We start from the raw sequence: 17812 nt of genomic DNA on the forward strand, positions 1-17812 counted from the left end.
ATACGGGACTGGACGCGGCGATACCGCGTCCAATCGGTTTTCAGTACCGGCGAGATGATATCCATCCTATACTTAGTTTCAATTACGCACCTATAGGTAACTAGATATGGCCGAGGAAACCACTGCGCCCTGCGACCTCTATCGCATCTCGGATATCCGCACCGTGCTGGAACCGATCGCCAACAAGTGGTCGGTCATGATCATGACGGTGCTGTGCAACGGGCCGACGCGCTTCAATCAGATCAAGCGGCAACTGGACGGGGTGACGCACAAGTCGTTGACCGAAGCGCTGCGGCGGCTGGAGCGGATCGGCTTGATCAGCAGGGAAGTGATTTCCTCGTCCCCGGTGGCCGTGCAATACCGGCGCACGCCGTTGGGCGACACCCTTGAAGCGCCGCTGATGGCGCTGCTGCACTGGTGCCAGGATCACGCCGATGAAGTGATTGCCGCCGAGCAGGCGTTCGTCGCGGGCACGCAAGCGGTGGTGCCGGAAACGGCAACGGTAGGGTGAGGGACTGCGGTTGATGCACACGTGCGCCATGCCGAGATGACGTGGCAGAGGCTTGCATGTGGCGTTGCCTGGCATCGGCCGGGAGCGAATCGGGTCGGCGCGTCGAAGGAGACGGCGGATCGCTCAAGGACAGGCGCCTCGGCGGCCAAGGCGGCGCCAAGGGCAAGCGCGCGCGATGCACCACGCCGGCGCTGCGTTGCGCTGATCGCAGCGAGCTCGAAGCGATGCGCGATCGGCGTGCCGGCACCGGTGCGCTCCCCCGGCACGAAGGCGACCACGCCATCGAGCGCATGCACCCGCCGGCGCCTGCTCGGTCCGTGCCAACGGCCGATGATTCACCCAGATTGGCCGCATGGCCCCACAATAGGCGGCCAGTTCCCCAACCGATGTCCCCATGCGCAAGACCTACCAGCTCAACCTCGAAGGCAAGAACCGCGACCGTCTGCTGGAAGCCAGCAAGAACGATATCCGCAAGTACATCCGTCGCGAGCGCCGCAAGGACCTGCCCGAGGGCGCGGACTACTGGGACTTCGACATGCGCTTCGGGGTGGACGAGGCCAGTGCCGCGCCGCTGCCGCCGGCCGAGCTGATCCGGGCGATCAATGCGCTGACCGGCGAAGGCGGCGAGCAGTTCTTCGTGGAAATCCTGCGCAAGCCCGGCAAGCGTACCCCGCGTGCCGATGGCGACAGCGCCCCGGGCGGCGAGCTGGATTTCGAGCAGGACTGAGGCGCTGCACCGGCGTGGCAGTGGATTGCCGCTACGTTGGCACCCTTGCATGGCCGTCTTCGGCAATGCGCCTTGCCGTCACCGCGGGTGGCCTAAGCGGCTCTAAATCAGATCGCATGGTGTGCACGCGGTAGGCATCGGCAGTCGATGTCCGTCATCTGCGCAGCCGCAACGTGCCAAGAGTGCGCAAGACCGGCATCGACGCATGCTGACACTGTCCGGCCTGCGCATGTGCCGCATGTTCAAGCGTGGCTCCTGCTCCTTCCAGATCCGCGCGACGACAGCGCGTTACGCGTGATGGACCACGCTCAGTCCCGCTCGCCTGCCTGTGACGCCGCCGCACGCAATTTGTCCTTCTTGCTCGGCCGCCTGCCCTTGATGCCGCCGTTGTCGTCCGGAACGCGCGTGCCGTTGTTCTGCGCTTGCGGCGCAGGCGTCACTGCCGCCGGGGTCGGCTCGAAACCGGCGACCACGCTGATCGGCACGCGCAGGCCCTGGCGTTTTTCGATCAAACGCCATTGCGGCTGGCTCTCTGCGGTGATGAAGCTGATCGCAAGGCCGCTGGCACCTGCGCGTGCGGTGCGGCCGATGCGGTGGGTGTAGTCCACCGTCGAGCGCGGCAGGTCGTAATTGACCACCGCCGGCAGCGCGTCGATATCGATGCCGCGCCCGGCCAGATCGGTGGCCACCAGTACCTGCAGCTCGCGCTGCTTGAAGGCGTACAACGTACGCTCGCGGCGGCCCTGGCTCAGCTCGCCATGCAGCGGTTGCGCGTTGATGCCGGTCTTGGTGAGTTTTTCGGCGACCTTGTCGGCGGTGTGCCGGCTGGCGACGAACACCAGCACATGCGACCAGCCGTGTTCCTGCAGCAGGTGGCGCAACAGCTGCGTGCGCTGGCCGGCATCGACGGCGATCGCGCGTTGCTCGATCGCTGGCGCAGCCTCTGGCGTGGCGGCAACAGTGATGCGTAGAGGGTCGCGCAGGCGACGCTTGGCCAGCGAGGCGATGGCGGGCGGAAACGTGGCCGAGAACAGCACGCTCTGCCGTTGCGCCGGCAGCAGGGCGAGGATGCGATCGAGCTCGGCGCCGAAGCCCAGTTCGAGCAGGCGGTCGGCCTCGTCCAGCACCAGCGTGGCGACTTCGCCCAGGCGCAGCGCATTGTGATCCACCAGATCCAGCAAGCGGCCGGGCGTGGCGACCACGATATCCGCACCACCGCGCAGGGCAAGCAACTGCGGATTGATCGAACTGCCGCCGGTGGCCGCAACGATCTTGAGCCGCCGCGGCAGATGTGCGGCCAGCTGATGCAGGGTGTCTTCGACCTGCGCGGCGAGTTCGCGCGTGGGCACCAACACCAGCGCACCGAGCACACGCGGGGCAGCATCCGGCGCCAGGCAGCGTTGCTGCAGCAACGGCAGCGCATAGGCCAGCGTCTTGCCCGAGCCGGTCTGCGCCATCGCCATCAGATCGCGCCCCTGCAGCATGGGCGGAATTGCCTGCTGCTGGATCGGTGTGGGCGTGCGGTGACCGGCGCGTGCCAGCGCCGTGTCGAAAAATGGCTGCAGCTGTGGCGACAGCGAGAGATGGGCAAATGACATGGACCGATTATCCAGGCATTTGCACTGCAATGGTCGGTGGGACGTCATGCTGGGTTGCCGCTGGGTACTGCGTCGGTGGGCGGGCAAGGGCCCTGCAGCAAACTCGCAGCGTCGAGTGCGCGGTGTCCTCACCGCTTGCGGGACACGCCGTGAACCCATCCCTGGGGGCTCGGTGGCGGCATCCATGCCGCCACACGGTCCCGCAAGCGGCGAGGCCACCGCACCAGACAGTTGGTCGGCTGCTTTCCTGAAAGCGTGCTCGGCTTGCGTGGCAGACGAGACGTTTGCAGGTTACGTGTTGGAGGTCGGTCTGTCGCCTGGCTTGCAATGGAAAATGGTGGAAGGTCGAGCGAACGCCCCGTGATCCAAACAGTGCACGTCATGCATTGCTTGCACCCGTACACCGACCATCTCGACAGGTCCTTGCCCGCTCACCGTCGCGGGACCTTACGCGGCATGGATGCCGCGTAAGAGCTTACAAGGACGTACTTGCAGCGTGTCCCGCGATGGTGGGCGGGCAGGGGGCCTACAGAAAACCCGCAGATCGGCTGCTCTGCAACTGATCCACCCGCAGTGTTCAAGCCTCATCGGGGCACAACGCAAAGCGACCAATACTTAAACCAAGGCGTTATTCCGCCGCGGTCAGATGCTTGAAACAAAAAAACGGTGGGTCGACTGCGCGGTGCCCTTACCGAGCGGCGCACTTACCGATCGTGTCACACGTCGCAACTTTATCCATGGAGGGCGACATGGTGGCCTGCCGCCAACGGTTCCCAAGCAGCGCGTGCACTGCAAGCGCCGACCCGGTCGCGTGCGGATGAGATCCTCAAGACCGGCCGGGCCCACCTGGCGGTGGGCGCGATGGTCCTGCTGTCCGCGCGTTAGTTGGCCAGCGCCAGATCGTCCAGCAGTGCGCGCAGGAAGCGTGCGGCTTCGCCGCCGGTGGCGGCGCGGTGATCGAACGTCAGCGACAGCGGCATCACCTTGTGGGTTTCCACCCCGCCCATCACCGGAGTGAGCTGGTAACGCGCGCGGCCGGCGGCGACGATGGCCACGCACGGCGGCACCACCACCGGAGTGGCGTAGCGGCCGGCAAACATGCCGAAGTTGGACAGCGAGATGGTGTAGCCGCTGAGTTCCGAGGCGGCGATGCTGCGGTTTTCCACCTGCTGACGCAGCCGGTTGACGCTCTCGCGGATGCCGTGCGCGTCCAGCATGTCGGCATTCCGCAGTGCGGGCACGAACAGGCCTTCTTCGGTATCCACCGCAATGCCGATATCGACCTGGTTGTGCAGGGTGCGGCTGAGCGCATCGCCGTCGAACCAGGCGTTGAGCGCGGGCACGGCCTGGCACGCACGCACAATGGCGCGCACCAGACGCACGGTGACATCGTTGCCGGGTTGCCAGGCGTGCAGGTCGGCATCGTCGTTGAGTGTGGTCGGCACCACCTTGCTGTGCGCATCGGCCATGACGCGCGCCATGTTGCGACGCACGCCCTTGAGCTGTTCGGGCTGGCCCTTGACGTTGGTGCCGGGCGATTGGGTGCGCATCGGCTTGCCGCTGGCCGACAGCGGCGAGCGGGCAGTGGTGCCCTCATCCGCCCTGCGGGCACCTTCTCCCGCAGGCGGGAGAAGGGTCGCCGTTCCCGCTCGATCCCTGCCGTGGTCAGCGATCCCGTTGGCTCTGTCACCTTCAGCGAACGGACCACCTCTCCCGCTTGCCGGATCGGCGAACGGACCACCTCTCCCGCTTGCGGGATCATTGAACGGACCACCTCTCCCGCTTGCGGGAGAGGTCGGTGCGCCACGCGCGCCGGGTGAGGGCTGCGCGGTGCCCGCAGCTGCGGCCTGCTTTACATCGGCCAGCGTCACCGTGCCGTCCGCGCCGGTGGCGCGTACCTGGGTCAGGTCCACGCGTAACTTGCGTGCGAGCGCGCGCACGACCGGCATGGCGCGGACACCGCCGACCGCAATGGCCTGTTCGCTCTGCACGGTGTTGGAGCTCTGCATCGCACCCACCACGGTGCCGGCGTCATCGCGCTCGCCTGCGGCGTCGGACGCTGCATTTGCGTCTGTGTCGGCATCGGCGATTTCGCCACCGTTGTCGGAGGCAACCACGCGTTCGGTGGGGCCAGCCGCGCTCTGTCCGGTACTCGGGGTTGCGGCCTGCGCGTTGCCGCCGTGCCCATGCCCATGCCCGGTGTCCTGGCCATCGGCGCGCTGCGGCTGCGAGGCGTCCAGCGCGAACTGCGCCAGCATGGAGCCGGTCACGATCACATCGCCGGCTGCACCGGCCAGCTTGACCACGGTGCCTGAGAACGGCGACGGCACCTCGACCACCGCCTTGGCGGTCTCCATGGAGACCAGCGGGTCGTCCAGGCGCACGCTGTCGCCTTCCTTGACGAACCACTCGACGATGGTGGCATCGGGCAGGCCTTCGCCCAGGTCGGGCAAATGAAAATTCTTGGCTTCGCTCATGGCAGATTCTCTTGCACCGCAGGCAACTGCGGCGTGGTGTCGTCGAGGAGTTCCAGGTCGGCTGCCGGCAGCCAGCCCTGCGCGCCATCGGCACGCTCGGACCACCACCAACCGCCATGTTCGTGATGCAGCAACACGTCCTCGCCCTGGCGGGCATCGAGTTCGCGTGCGTCGTAGTCGCGCAGCGCTTCGGCCATGCCGTCGCCGAGCGGGCGCAGCCAGGCCAGCGGCGCCCAGCCGGCACGGCCGTCGTCGGTAGTGACCCAGGCAAACGCGGGCCATTCTTCATCGCGTACGCCCACGCTCACCTGCCGGCCCGCCTGAAAGCGGACCGGGTTGGCGTAGGCGGCGCGATGTTCGCAAAGCAGACGGGCGCGCATGTCAGCCCGCAGCCACCGCGCGGCGCGCTGCGGTGACAATGCGCTCCACGCTCGGCAGATATTTCATCTCCAGCCGGAACAGCGGGATATGCGTGTCGTAACCGGTGACGCGTTCGACCGGTGCGAGCAGGTCGTACATCGATTTTTCCGCCAGCTGCGCGGCGATCTCGGCACCGAAGCCAGCAGTGCGCGGGGCTTCCTGCACGATCACGCAGCGGCCGGTCTTGGCCACCGACTCGGCGATGGTGTCGAAGTCCAGCGGGCGCAGCGTAGCCACGTCGATGACTTCGGCGCTGATGCCCTCGCCGGCGAGTTTGTCGGCCGCTTCCAGCGCTTCCTTGACCTGCGCGCCCCAGGTGACCAGGGTGACGTCGGTGCCGTCGCGCAGCACGAAGCACACGTCCAGCGGCAGCGCTTCGCCATCGTTGGCGACCACTTCCTTGTACTGGCGATAGATGCGCTTGGGCTCCATGTAGATCACCGGGTCCGGGTCGCGGATCGCGGCCAGCAACAGGCCATACGCGCGCTGCGGCGAGGACGGCAACACCACACGCAGGCCGGGCACGTTGGTGAAGATGGCCTCATTGGCTTCGCTGTGGTGTTCCGGTGCGCGGATACCGCCGCCCCACGGCACGCGCAGCACCATCGGGCAATGCAGGCGCCCGCGGGTGCGGTTGCGCAGGCGTGCGGCGTGGCAGATCAGGTGATCGACCATGGGGTACACGAAGCCGTCGAACTGCGCTTCGGCCACCGGCTTCATGCCCTGCGCAGCCAGGCCGACGCTCAGGCCGGCGATGGTGGTTTCATCCAGCGGCGTGTCCAGCACGCGCTCGCTGCCGAAGCGCTGCTGCAGGCCGGCGGTGGCGCGGAACACGCCGCCGTTGACACCGACATCCTCGCCCAGCACCAGCACCGCGGGGTCGTGTTCCAGCTCCCAGGCCAGTGCCTGGGTGATGGCTTCGATCAAGGTGATGGGCGAGCTCATGGCACTGTCTCCGCGCGCGGCAGCGGCGTTGTAGGGGGCACTGGCGTGGTGCGAGGTTTCCGCGTGCACATGCTTGAGCTCATCCATGACGCGCCTCCAGGGCCATCACTTCGGCGCGCTGGGCCAGCAACTGGGCCGGCGGGTCGCCGTAGAGGTAATCAAACATGGCTTCCACCGGCTGCACCGGGGTATTGAGATAGGCGTTGACCTCTTCGTCGATACGCGCGCCGCATTCGGCCTTCCACGCGTCTTCCTGCTCCTGGTCCCACAGACCTTGCGCGGTGAGATAAGTCCTCAGACGCAGCAGCGGTTCGCGCGTCCACGCCTGCTTGACCTCGTCTTCGCCGCGATAGCGGCGCGCATCGTCGGCGGTGGTGTGGTCGGTGAGGCGATAGGTCATGAACTCGATCACCGTGCCGCCGTCGCCAGCCAGCGCACGCTCGCGCGCCTGACGCATCGCTTCGAGCACCGCGATCAGGTCGTTGCCGTCCACCTGCAGGCAATGCAGGCCGCCGGCCAAACCCTTCTGCGCCAGCGTCTGCGCACCGGTCTGCGCCGAGCGCGGCACCGAAATCGCCCAGCCGTTGTTGATCACGCACAGGATCAGCGGCAGCTTGTAGGCGCCGGCCGAATTGAGCGCGGCATAGAAGTCGGTCTTGGAACTGCCGCCATCGCCGCAGCAGGCCACCGCCACCTGCGGCTTGTTCTGCAGCTTGAACGACAGCGCCGAGCCGGCCGCATGCAGGCACTGGGTGGAGATCGGCACGCAGATCGGGAAGTCGATGGCCGCATCGGCATCGCGCGGATAATCGCTGCCGCGCTCGTCGCCGCCCCAATACAGCAGCACGTCGCGCGGACGCACGCCGCGTTCGAACATGGTGCCGTACTCGCGATAGCTGGGCGCGAACACATCGCCGCTGCGCATCGACGCACCGATGCCCACATGCGTGGCCTCATGGCCCAGGCAGGCGGCGTAGGTGCCCAGCTTGCCGGTGCGCTGCAGGGCCACCGACTTGCTGTCGAAGGTGCGCACGAACAGCATGCGCTTGAACAGGGCAAGCAGGGTTTGCGGGTTGGCGGCGTCGGCCGGCAGGTCGTCGCGGACGAAGTTGCCGTCCGCGTCCATGTACTGCAGATAGTCGATCTGGAACTGCGCGGCTACGCTCATTGCGGCGACACCTTCATCAAGAAGTTTCAAATGATATGAGTTGCCATGTTAAGGACGGCGAAGCAAAACGCTGTCCTGCACCGCAGCACACAATGATGCTGGGTTGCACAAAAAAAAGGGCGCGGACCAGGCCGCGCCCTTTGTCGCAGTAAGAAACTGCGACGTGGTGCACTGCGATCAGCGGCGCCCGGCACCGCCTCCGATCGGGGTGACGATCAGCGCCGAATCGTTGGCTGGGTTCGCATCCGGTGAGGCCGATGTGGCCCTGGCCTGCACGCGGATCGCACCGTCGGACGGGGTTGGCTTGGCTGCCACGGTCAGCTGGAACGCCAGCTGCGCGCCCGGCAGCACGACGGCCGCACTGCTGCACAAGAAGCGGGCATTACGCAGCGATTGCACCTGCTTGTCGCAGCGCCAGCCCTGCGGCGGCACCAACTGCGACAACGCAGACACTGTATTGCCTTCGATCACCAGGCCGGGACGCTGTGCCGGCGCGGCCCCGACGTTGTCCAGCAGCACGCGGTAGCTGGCGTTGAACGCGGTGGTCGGCAGGCTGGCGGGGCCTTCGAACCGCACCGCCAGGTCGCTGCGCGGCTGCGGCCGTGCCTGCACCACGACGGCCGCGGTGTCGGTGTTGTTGTCCGGCTGCGGGTCGGGCGACTGAGAGGCCACCGAAGCGGCCAGGGTCAGGGTGCGTCCGGCCAGGTCCGGGCCGGCATCCAGTTGCACTGCAAAACTCTGCGCAGATCCTGCCGCAAGCACCGGGATATTGCAGGTAAACGTGGTCTGCGTGGCATTGGTCTGGTTCTGGCAGATCCAGCCCGTCGGGGCAGTCAGGCGCGCCCGTGCCGGCAGGTCGAACACCAACGCCAGCGCAGTGAACGGCGCGCGGTCCGGCCCTCGGTTCTCTACATCCACGGTGTAGTCGATGCGTTCGCCTTCGACCACCTGGTCGCGCGCGGCGGTGACAGCCACCTGCAAGTCCGCGTTCACCTGCTTGGTCATGCGCAACAGCACCACGGTGGGATCGTGATCGGACAAGCGCGTGGGCGTGTTGGCATCGTTGCGCGCGGTGCCGGGGAAGTCGGCATTGATGCGCGCATGGCCCACCGACAGCGAGGCGATGTTGGGCGCGCGCATCAGCGCAGCGTTGGCCAGGATGTGATCCAGCGACTGCACGTTGCCGTCGAAGGCGTACGAGTAGCTCTGATCGGGCGTGTTGAACCAGGTCAGATCGGTGTAGTCCGGCTCGACCAGATCCACGCCGTCGCCGCCCACCACGGTCTGCGCATCCGGCGCCGGTTTGCCGGTGACGGTGCCCATCGCATCCACGTAGCCGTCGTTGAACTCGAAGGCGTTGAAGTCGCCCATCACCAGCACGTTTTCGTCAGGGTTCAATTGCTGACGCGTCTGCAGCAGGCGCGCCAGATACTCGGCCTGGGCCTGGCGCTTGGCGCGGATGCGGGTGCCGGCCGCGTCGTCGGTCTCGGCGCCGTTGAGCGAGCGCTGATGCACCACGATGGCGGTCAGCGGCAGCACGCGGCCATCGGCCTGATGCACGTTGGCAGTGAGCACCAGTGGCGGGCGATCGTTGAGCAGGCTTACGCCACCGCTGGGCTCGGTCCAGGTGGTGGTCTTGCCTTCCTGGGCGATGGACACCACTTCCACGCGCGGCACACGGCTGGCCACCTCGGCGGTCTTGACCAGGAAGCCGACGTCGATGCCGCCGACGTCGTTGCCTTCCTGCAGATAGGCCACGTACTGCGGATTGGGCTGCCCGCCGGCCACTGCATCGGCATTGATGCGCGCGGCCAGGGTCTGCAGCACGCTGAGGTTTTCCACTTCCACCGTGCCCAGGATGTCGGGTAGATGCAGGTAGCCGCGGATCGCCTGCGAGGCCTTGTTGAGGCGGGCCTGGAACGCGGCCGGCGTAAGTACCGGTTCGCCGATCGCCGGGTCGTTCTGGTCGTCGAAGAAGCGCTCCATGTTGTAGGTGGCCACGGCCACATCGTCGGCCTGCGGCCGCGGCGCCGGGCGCGGCAGGTCGGCACCGTTGCAGTAGACCTGCGGGGTGCGTTCCGGGTACAGCGTGTAACGGCGGAAGCTGTAATCCAACGGGCCGGTGGCACCGATCACCACACAACCCGATGCCAGATCCAGCCGCTCGGCACCCACGCCGGCACTGCCGACGGCGATCACTTCCGGGTTGGTATTCCAGCGCGGCACACCGGCAGGGGAGCCGGCCGGCAGCGGGTCGGGCAACTGCACGCCGGGCTCGCGAAAGGCACGCGGTACCCCGGTGACCACGGCATGGAACACGCCATTGCTGGTTGCCGTGGCGTTGACCTCGTTGACGTTGCCACCGGTGGGCGCATTGACGGTGAGGCTCGGAGCGGTGACGCGCATGCCTTCCAGCGCTTCGAGCTGGTCGTAGGCACCGTTCGGGTTGGGGAAAAACGGACTCAGCAGCATCGGATCGGGCAACGGGTTGCCGGTCGAATCCAGCAGCACGGTCAACGTGCCGCCGATCTCGGTCAGCGGCGGCTGGGTCGGGTCGGCGGTGGGCACGTATTCGATCACCGTGCCCTGCACGCGCACCCGGTTGCCGATGGCGGCGGCGTCCGGCGGTGCGCTGCCGGTGTAGACGTAGACGCCTTCGGAGGTGGCAGGGTCCGCATCGGTTTCGGCAGTGGGTGCCTGCAGGAAGAAGCCGGCGCTGCGGCGTGCGGTCACGATGCCCGAGGTGGCGACCACCTGGCCTTCCAGCGGCGAGCGTGCGCCCTTGCCCTGGATGGCGTGGATCGGCAGCAGGCTGAAGTCGTCGTTGAGGAGGGTGCCGGTGGCGCTCAGCGTGGCCGGCAACGCGCCGGTGAGGCCGCTGATCTGCAGCGCGAAGGTCTCGTCGGGCTCGGGCGTGGTATCGCCCAGCACCTCCACCGCGATGGTGGCACTGCGCTCGCCAGCGGCAATCTGCAGGCTGGTTGCCGGCAAGGCCACGTAGTCGCTGCCCGCCACCGCGGTGCCATTGACGGTGGCAGCGGTGAAGCGCACCCCACCCGCACCGGCCGGCTGGCTCAGGCTCAGCGTGAACACGAAGCTGCGGCTGCCGCTGTTGCCTTCGGCCTGGCTGACATCGGCCAGCGTGGCGATCGGCTGTCCGCCGCCGCTGCACAGGCGTGCGGTGCTGGCGCTGTTGCGCGGGGCCGGCGTGCCGGTGGCGAAATCGGCTGCGTTGTTGTCGGTATCGGTGCAACCATCGCCTGCGCGCAGCACCGCCAGCGTGTTGCTGGGGGCCGGCGTGGGCGCGTTGCCCTCGGCACAGCTGGCATTGCTGCCGTAGCCGACCAGGTCGGCGTTGCCGGTGGGGCAGGCGCCGCTCAGTGCGGCCGCAGTGGTGCTCAGTGCCACCTTGCCGGCCGTGCCGCTCATGGCCAGGGTTCCGGTGGCATCGGGGGTGGGCAGCGCAATGCTGCCGCCGCTGCCATCGGCCTGCTTGACCAGGTAATACCCGCCGGCCGGCACGCTGCCTGCTAGCGGGGTGACCTGCCAGCTGCTGCCGGCAGCCGAGGCGTACTGCACCGACCAGCCGTCCAGGCTGACCGTGGTGCTGCTGATGTTGTGCAGCTCGATGAAATCGCTGCGGAGGGTGGCGCCGCTATTGCCGCCACCGCCGTAGACCTGGCTGATGACGACCTGGGCATTGGCGTGGCCGGCAACTGCCAGCGCACAGAGAAATACGGCTGCACGACGCTGCAACACATGCATGAGATGAGAGTCCCCTGATCCTTGAGACGTGAAACGCTCCCCTGGTCCGGCCACGTCCCTGGCCGGCAGCGCCGTTCGATTCTGCATGAATTTGCAGACCTTGGTTGACGATACGGTGACACCGGCGCAGCGGCTGCGACCGCGCGGTCGAAAGCGGTTGGCTTTTTCAGGAGTGAAGCACCGGTCGGGTACGCCACGGCCTTGCGAGGTCATCCGAGCAAACAGGCCACCGAGCCAACCGGGCGCTGCGGCAATGGCGCGATGCAGCGGCATACCCGGGTGACCGCGCTGCAGCCACCAGGCAAGTCCCGAACTGCGCCAGTCAGCCGACATGTCTGCACGGCAGGACGCTACGGCAAACACTGGAGATGGCGTTGCGGAGACCCAGCTCCAGCGCCGCTCTCGGCAGCCAGACATTCGATCTCCGCCTCCGCCTCCCGCCTCCCGCCTCCGCCTCCCATTCCCAATTCCCAATTCCCAATTCCCAATTCCCAATCCCCAATCCCCAATCCCCAATCCCCAATCCCCAATCCCCAATCCCCGCCACTGAGCTACCCTGACCGGCCCGATCCACCTGCACTGCCATGCCCGTCGACAAGAACCTGCGTGACCTGGAACCCGGCATCCACACCGACCTGGAGGGGCGGCTGACCTACGGCGGCTATCTGCGGCTGGACCAGTTGTTGTCCGCACAGCAGCCGCTGTCCGAGCCGGCGCACCACGACGAGATGCTGTTCATCATCCAGCACCAGACCTCCGAGCTATGGCTCAAGCTGCTGGCGCACGAGCTGCGCGCGGCCATCGTGCATCTGCAGCGCGACGAGGTCTGGCAGTGCCGCAAGGTGCTGGCGCGCAGCAAGCAGGTGCTGCGCCAGCTCACCGAGCAATGGTCGGTGCTGGAGACGCTGACGCCCAGCGAGTACATGGGCTTTCGCGATGTGCTCGGCCCCTCGTCGGGGTTCCAGTCGCTGCAATACCGCTACATCGAGTTCCTGCTCGGCAACAAGAATCCGCAGATGCTGCAGGTGTTCGCCTACGACCGGCAGGGCCAGGAGCGCCTGCGCGAAGTGCTCGAAGCGCCGAGCCTGTACGAAGAATTCCTGCGCTACCTGGCGCGCTTCGGCCACGCGATTCCGCAGCAGTATCAAACCCGCGACTGGACCGCCGCGCATGTCGCCGACGACGCCTTGCGCCCGGTGTTCGAGCGCATCTACGAAAACACCGACCGCTACTGGCGCGAATATGCGCTGTGCGAGGACCTGGTGGATGTGGAAACCCAGTTCCAGCTCTGGCGCTTCCGCCACATGCGCACGGTGATGCGGGTGATCGGCTTCAAGCGCGGCACCGGCGGCTCCAGCGGCGTGGGATTTTTGCAGCAGGCGCTGGCGCTGACGTTCTTCCCGGAACTGTTCGATGTGCGCACGTCGGTGGGTGTGGAAAGCCGGACGCCGCAAGGCAATGCGGACGCTGCCAAGGACTGATTCAGGGCGACACGCCGAGCAGCGCGCCAAGCTGAGCAAGGGACATGCTAGGGAGGGGGCAAGCCGGGCAGGGCAACGCTGAGCGCGGCGAAAGCCAGGCAATGCAGTGAGTCGTAGCGCGCTCAAGCCCCGCTCCCCTGGGACGAAAGGCACGGCTTGCGCGCTAATGGCGCGCGCGGCGTGGAGCGAGTGCGGGTCGGGGCGCGCAGCTTGGGGGTGAGGTTACGGGTAAGGGCGTTATTCCCAGGGACCAGCCACCGTGCCAATGCTGGGATATCGGCAACCGGCACCGCCCGGCGACTTCGCACCCTCATCCGCCCTTCGGGCATCTTCTCCCGACGGGAGAAGGGAGAAGGTACAGACGTTCGATCGTGTGCGGCAGCTTCATCCTTGGTCTGCCGTTAACACAGCCAAGACTCAACCAATCCCAATCCCGAATCCCGAATCCCGACAAAATCGTCACTTCCCGCCCACCGCCATCAGGTCGTCGACTCCGGCGAATTTGACGCGTACATGACGTCTAAGTGATCCTCGCGCGTCGCCCAGGGTTCCGCCCTGGGGCACCCAGCCATTACTGAATACGCAAGGGACACCACATGAGCGTTGACGCAACTGCGCCGACATCCGCTTCCACTCCGCCGCAGCCGCCTGCGCCTCCCGAGTTCCCCACGCTGCTTGGCCACCCCCGGCCGCTGTGGATGCTGTTCATGACCGAGTTCTGGGAACGCTTTGCGTTCTACGGCATTCGCTGGGCGCTGGTGCTGTACATCGTGGCGCAGTTCTTTGGCGGCGACGCCACCGGCCAGGCACCGGCCGGACGTACCTACGGCGCATATCTGGCGCTGGTGTATGCGGCGGCGATCTTCGGCGGTTATGTGGCCGACCGCGTGCTCGGTTACCAGCGCTCGATCCTGGTGGGCGCAGCAGTGATGGCGACCGGCCTGTTCCTGATCGCCATCCCAGACCACACCATGTTCGAGATCGGTCTGGCGACCGTGGTGGTGGGCAACGGCTTGTTCAAGCCAAACATCTCCACCATGGTCGGCAAGCTGTATTCGGTGGCCGATCCGCGCCGCGACAGCGGCTTCACCATCTTCTACATGGGCATCAACCTGGGCGCGATGATTTCGCCGGTGTTGACCCAGCTGCTGGCCGAGAAGGTGTTCGGCACCCAGGCCATGCCGTCGTACAAGATGGTGTTCATGGCCTCCGGCGCGGGCATGCTGATCAGCCTGGTGTGGTTCTGGATCGGCCGTGCCCAGCTCAAGGGCATTGGCGCGCCGGCACCGAACGCGCAGGGCATCGGCCGCGTGCTGATGGTGCTGGCCGGCTGCGTACTGGCGATTCCGGTGGTGTATTTCCTGCTGGCCGTCGGTGCCGATGTGCTGCAGATCGTGCTGACGGTGCTGTTCATCGGCCTGTCGGTGATGCTGCTGGTCGAAGGCATCCGCGAGGGCAAGGTGCAGCGCGACAAGGTGATCGCGATGCTGATCATCTTCGCCTTCAACGTGTTGTTCTGGATGTTCTTCGAACAGGCCGGCAGCTCGTTCACCTTCCTGGCCGACAACATCGTCAACCGCAATTTCGGCGAGTGGACCTTCCCGACCGCGTGGTTCCAGTCGGTCAACTCGATCGCCATCATTGCGCTGGCGCCGGTCATCGCCTGGATCTGGGTCAAGTCCGGCCGCTTCAATCCGTCGATTCCGCGCAAGTTCGGCCTGGGCCTGCTGTTCAACGGCCTGGCCTTCCTGCTGCTGATGTTTGCCTTGTCCAGCCTGGTCAACGACGCCGGCAAGATCCCGTTCTGGACCTTGTTCATGGTCTACGTCATCCAGTCGGTGGGCGAGCTGTGCCTGTCGCCGATCGGGTTGTCGATGGTGACCAAGCTGGCACCGGTGCGCCTGGTCGGTTTCGGCATGGGTGGCTGGTTCTTGTCCACCGGCATCGGTAACAACCTGTCGGGTATCTTTGCCGGCCATGTCAGCGGAAGCGAAGGCATGAGCGTGTCCTCGGCGCTGGGCGGGTATACCTTCGGGTTTTGGGCGCTGGTGGGCGCCGGTGCGCTGCTGTTCCTGATCGCGCCGCTGATCAACAAACTGATGCATGGTGTGAAGTGAGGAGAAAAGCGATGCCGAGCAACCCCATTGTCTGTGGCCTGCTGCTGGCCGGCCTGTTGAGCGCCTGCGGGCAACACGCCGAGCAACAGGAGGCGCCACGGCCGCTGGATACGTCGATGCAGAAGCCACCCAGTGCCGACCCCAGCCAGCCGGTGTCCTCGGGCAATACGCCGACTGCTGCCGATATCGCGGCAGCGGCCGCGCTCAATGCGCAGTACGACCCGTCGCGCGATCCGGCTGCCGATCTGGAAACGGCCAAGGTGGAGGCCAAGCGCGGTGGCAAGCGCATCGTGCTCAATGTTGGCAATGCCGCCTGCGAGCCGTGCAAGGCGCTGGACGAGCTGATGGGCGGCGACGCCGAGCTGCGCAGCTTCCGCGATGCGCACTTTGTGGTGGTCAAGGTCAATCGCGATGCGGCCAACGAAAACGCCACGTTCCTGTCGCAGTTCGCCCAGCTCAACGACTACCCGTCGCTGCTGGTGCTGGACAACGACGGCAAGCTGCTGACCACCCAGACCAGCCCGGAGCTGCGCAAGGGCGAAGGCTTCGATCGCAAGAAGCTGTTCGATTTCCTCAAGCAATGGGCGCCGCCGGAAGCCTGATGCGCTGCGAGCGCGTTGTACAAAAAACCCCGCATTGCTGCGGGGTTTTTTGTATGCGTCAGTCCAGGTGCGGTGTCTGACGGGCACGCAGACGCACATGGGCACTGCATGCGATGCCGGGCGATGTGAGCGGCTTTGGCAGTGCTGCCTGCAACAACACAGTGCCCGCAGCGATTGCATAACCCCCCAGCGGGGTCGACATCAGCCAGCGCAGTGCCGCACGAACGCCATCGGATCGCACTGCAGAGCCAAGCTCAGTCCTTGCCCGCCATGCGCGGTAGCCCATCCTTGGCCAGCCGGTCGATCAACCGTTCCAGCAATTGCTGTTCCTCGTCACTGAACACCGACATCAGCCGTTGTTCCATTTCGTTGACCAGCGGTGCGACGGTTTCGTACACCTGGCGTCCGGCCGGCGACAGCGCCAGCATCGAGCGGCGGCGGTCGTCGCCGTGGGTCTCGCGGCGGATGAAGCCACGTTCCAGCAGGCGCGCCACCGCGCGACTCACTGCAACTTTGTCCATCGCGGTGCGGTCGGAGACCTCACTGGCCGAAGAACCCGGATACAGCGCCAGGATGGTGATCACCCGCCACTCGGGAATGGCCATGCCGTAGCGGTCGCCGTAGACCTTGGCGATGTTGGCACTGATGCGGTTGGACAGCACGCTGAGGCGATACGGCAGGAACTGCTCGAGGTTGAGCAGCACGGGGTGTTGCGGCGCATTGGAGGTGTCGTGATCGCTCATGTTGCACTGTGTCTTGATTTTGGTTTCATTTGCAACTACAAACGAGGGGTGGCCTGCGCATTCTCGCGGGTCTTCTGCCACCCCGCATAGCCCTGCGGGCCGCCTAGCGTGGAGAAACGACGATGAGCGCACAAACGAACAGCACTGTAGCCCGCCCCGACCCGGGGATGCAGGTCACCACCTTCGACAATCCGATGGGCATCGACGGCTTCGAGTTCGTCGAATTCGCCGCGCCCGCCGGCCAGGCCGCACAACTGCACGACTATTTCCGCAAGATGGGCTTCAGCGCGGTGCTGCGCCACCGTAGCCGCGCCATTACCGTCTATCGCCAGGGTGGGGTCAATTTCCTGCTCAACGAAGAGCCCGATTCGTTCGCCGCCGACTTTGCCGCCGCGCACGGCCCCTGCGCCTGCGGGTTTGCGATCCGCTTCCGTACCCCGGCCGACACCGTGCTGCAGACGGTGCTGGGCAATGGCGGCGAAGCGGTGCAGAACAAGCCCCAGACGCGCGCGGTGCCCGCACCGGTGGTCAAGGGCATCGGCGATTGCATGCTGTATCTGGTGGACCGCTACGGCGATGCCGGCAGCATCTACGACGCCGACTTCGAACCGATCGAAGGCGCCGACCAACAGCCGAGCGGCTTCGGCCTGACCTTCATCGACCACCTCACGCACAACCTGTATTTCGGCAACATGCAGCGCTGGTCGGACTACTACGAACGCCTGTTCAACTTCCGCGAGATCCGCTACTTCGACATCAAGGGCGCCAAGACCGGCCTGGTGTCCAAGGCGATGACCGCGCCGGACGGCATCGTGCGCATTCCGCTCAACGAGTCCTCCGACCCCAAGAGCCAGATCAACGAGTATCTGGACGCCTACCAGGGCGAAGGCATCCAGCACATCGCCTGCTTCACCGACGACATCTACGCCAGCGTGGAAAAGATGCGCGAGGCCGGGGTGACGTTCCTGGATACGCCGGACACCTACTTCGATGTGGTGGATCTGCGCATTCCCGACCACGGCGAAGATGTCGAGCGCCTGCGCCGCAACAAGATCCTGATCGATGCGGATGTGGACACCAAGCAACGCAAGCTGCTGCAGATCTTCACCACCAACTGCATCGGCCCGATCTTCTTCGAGATCATTCAGCGCAAGGGCAACGAAGGCTTCGGCGAGGGCAATTTCCAGGCATTGTTCGAAAGCATCGAACGCGATCAGATCAAGCGTGGGGTGCTTTGAGGGCGGGCATTGGGAATTCG

13 protein-coding genes are annotated in these 17812 nt (G+C 66.0%); 6 read left to right on the forward strand and 7 right to left on the reverse strand.

Features of this window, described 5'->3' with window-relative positions; genetic code table 11:
• Positions 1 to 106: 106 nt before the first annotated feature.
• On the forward strand, positions 107 to 511 hold the full coding sequence (locus VZ068_RS02785; RefSeq protein ID WP_259167385.1) for a helix-turn-helix domain-containing protein: 405 nt from the start codon (positions 107 to 109) through the stop codon (positions 509 to 511).
• A 394-nt stretch (positions 512 to 905) separates the two neighbouring features.
• Positions 906 to 1238, forward strand: coding sequence for a DUF6172 family protein (locus VZ068_RS02790; protein ID WP_349656839.1), 333 nt, complete (start codon positions 906 to 908; stop codon positions 1236 to 1238).
• Positions 1239 to 1546: 308 nt separating this feature from the next.
• On the opposite strand, the gene VZ068_RS02795 is transcribed toward VZ068_RS02790, so the two are convergent.
• From VZ068_RS02795 to VZ068_RS02820, 6 genes are all read right to left on the reverse strand, one after another.
• Complete coding sequence (locus VZ068_RS02795; RefSeq protein ID WP_349656840.1) at positions 1547 to 2836, reverse strand: DEAD/DEAH box helicase; 1290 nt, start codon at positions 2834 to 2836, stop codon at positions 1547 to 1549.
• Positions 2837 to 3717: 881 nt separating this feature from the next.
• Positions 3718 to 5313, reverse strand: coding sequence for a dihydrolipoamide acetyltransferase family protein (locus tag VZ068_RS02800; RefSeq protein ID WP_349656841.1), 1596 nt, complete (start codon positions 5311 to 5313; stop codon positions 3718 to 3720).
• Positions 5310 to 5693: an SH3 domain-containing protein gene (locus VZ068_RS02805; RefSeq protein ID WP_259155847.1), complete on the reverse strand. Its 384-nt coding sequence runs from the start codon at positions 5691 to 5693 to the stop codon at positions 5310 to 5312. Before VZ068_RS02805 ends, VZ068_RS02800 begins: the two co-directional genes overlap by 4 nt.
• A 1-nt stretch (position 5694) precedes the next feature.
• Positions 5695 to 6765 (reverse strand): alpha-ketoacid dehydrogenase subunit beta, encoded by a 1071-nt coding sequence (locus tag VZ068_RS02810; protein ID WP_259167389.1) that lies wholly within the window; start codon positions 6763 to 6765, stop codon positions 5695 to 5697.
• The gene (gene pdhA, locus VZ068_RS02815) at positions 6758 to 7846 is read right to left on the reverse strand and encodes a pyruvate dehydrogenase (acetyl-transferring) E1 component subunit alpha (protein ID WP_349656842.1); all 1089 of its coding nucleotides are present in this window, start codon (positions 7844 to 7846) and stop codon (positions 6758 to 6760) included. The genes VZ068_RS02810 and pdhA overlap by 8 nt, the downstream gene beginning before the upstream one ends.
• A gap of 177 nt (positions 7847 to 8023) precedes the next feature.
• Complete coding sequence (locus VZ068_RS02820) at positions 8024 to 11611, reverse strand: lamin tail domain-containing protein (RefSeq protein WP_349656843.1); 3588 nt, start codon at positions 11609 to 11611, stop codon at positions 8024 to 8026.
• 584 nt (positions 11612 to 12195) lie between these two features.
• On the opposite strand from VZ068_RS02820, the gene VZ068_RS02825 reads away from it, so the two are divergent.
• The 3 genes from VZ068_RS02825 to VZ068_RS02835 all read left to right on the forward strand — a co-directional run bounded on the left by VZ068_RS02825 (position 12196) and on the right by VZ068_RS02835 (position 15811).
• On the forward strand, positions 12196 to 13092 hold the full coding sequence (locus VZ068_RS02825) for a tryptophan 2,3-dioxygenase family protein (RefSeq protein ID WP_349656844.1): 897 nt from the start codon (positions 12196 to 12198) through the stop codon (positions 13090 to 13092).
• A 596-nt stretch (positions 13093 to 13688) separates the two neighbouring features.
• Positions 13689 to 15209 (forward strand): oligopeptide:H+ symporter, encoded by a 1521-nt coding sequence (locus tag VZ068_RS02830; protein WP_046962817.1) that lies wholly within the window; start codon positions 13689 to 13691, stop codon positions 15207 to 15209.
• Positions 15210 to 15220: 11 nt separating this feature from the next.
• A complete protein-coding gene (locus VZ068_RS02835; protein ID WP_259155829.1) occupies positions 15221 to 15811 on the forward strand; it encodes a thioredoxin family protein in 591 nt (196 codons plus the stop codon).
• Between the two features lie 254 nt (positions 15812 to 16065).
• Here the strand turns inward: VZ068_RS02835 and VZ068_RS02840 are convergent, their stop codons facing one another.
• Entirely contained in the window at positions 16066 to 16554 is a 489-nt protein-coding gene (locus VZ068_RS02840; RefSeq protein WP_005990619.1) for a MarR family transcriptional regulator, read from the reverse strand.
• A gap of 122 nt (positions 16555 to 16676) precedes the next feature.
• Here VZ068_RS02840 and hppD point away from each other — a divergent pair, with 122 nt between their 5' ends.
• Entirely contained in the window at positions 16677 to 17792 is a 1116-nt protein-coding gene (hppD, locus tag VZ068_RS02845) for a 4-hydroxyphenylpyruvate dioxygenase (protein WP_349656845.1), read from the forward strand.
• Positions 17793 to 17812 lie beyond the last annotated feature (20 nt).

It is taken from the genome of Xanthomonas sp. 10-10 (genome assembly GCF_040182365.1).
Classification (GTDB): Bacteria; Pseudomonadota; Gammaproteobacteria; order Xanthomonadales; family Xanthomonadaceae; genus Xanthomonas; species Xanthomonas arboricola_F.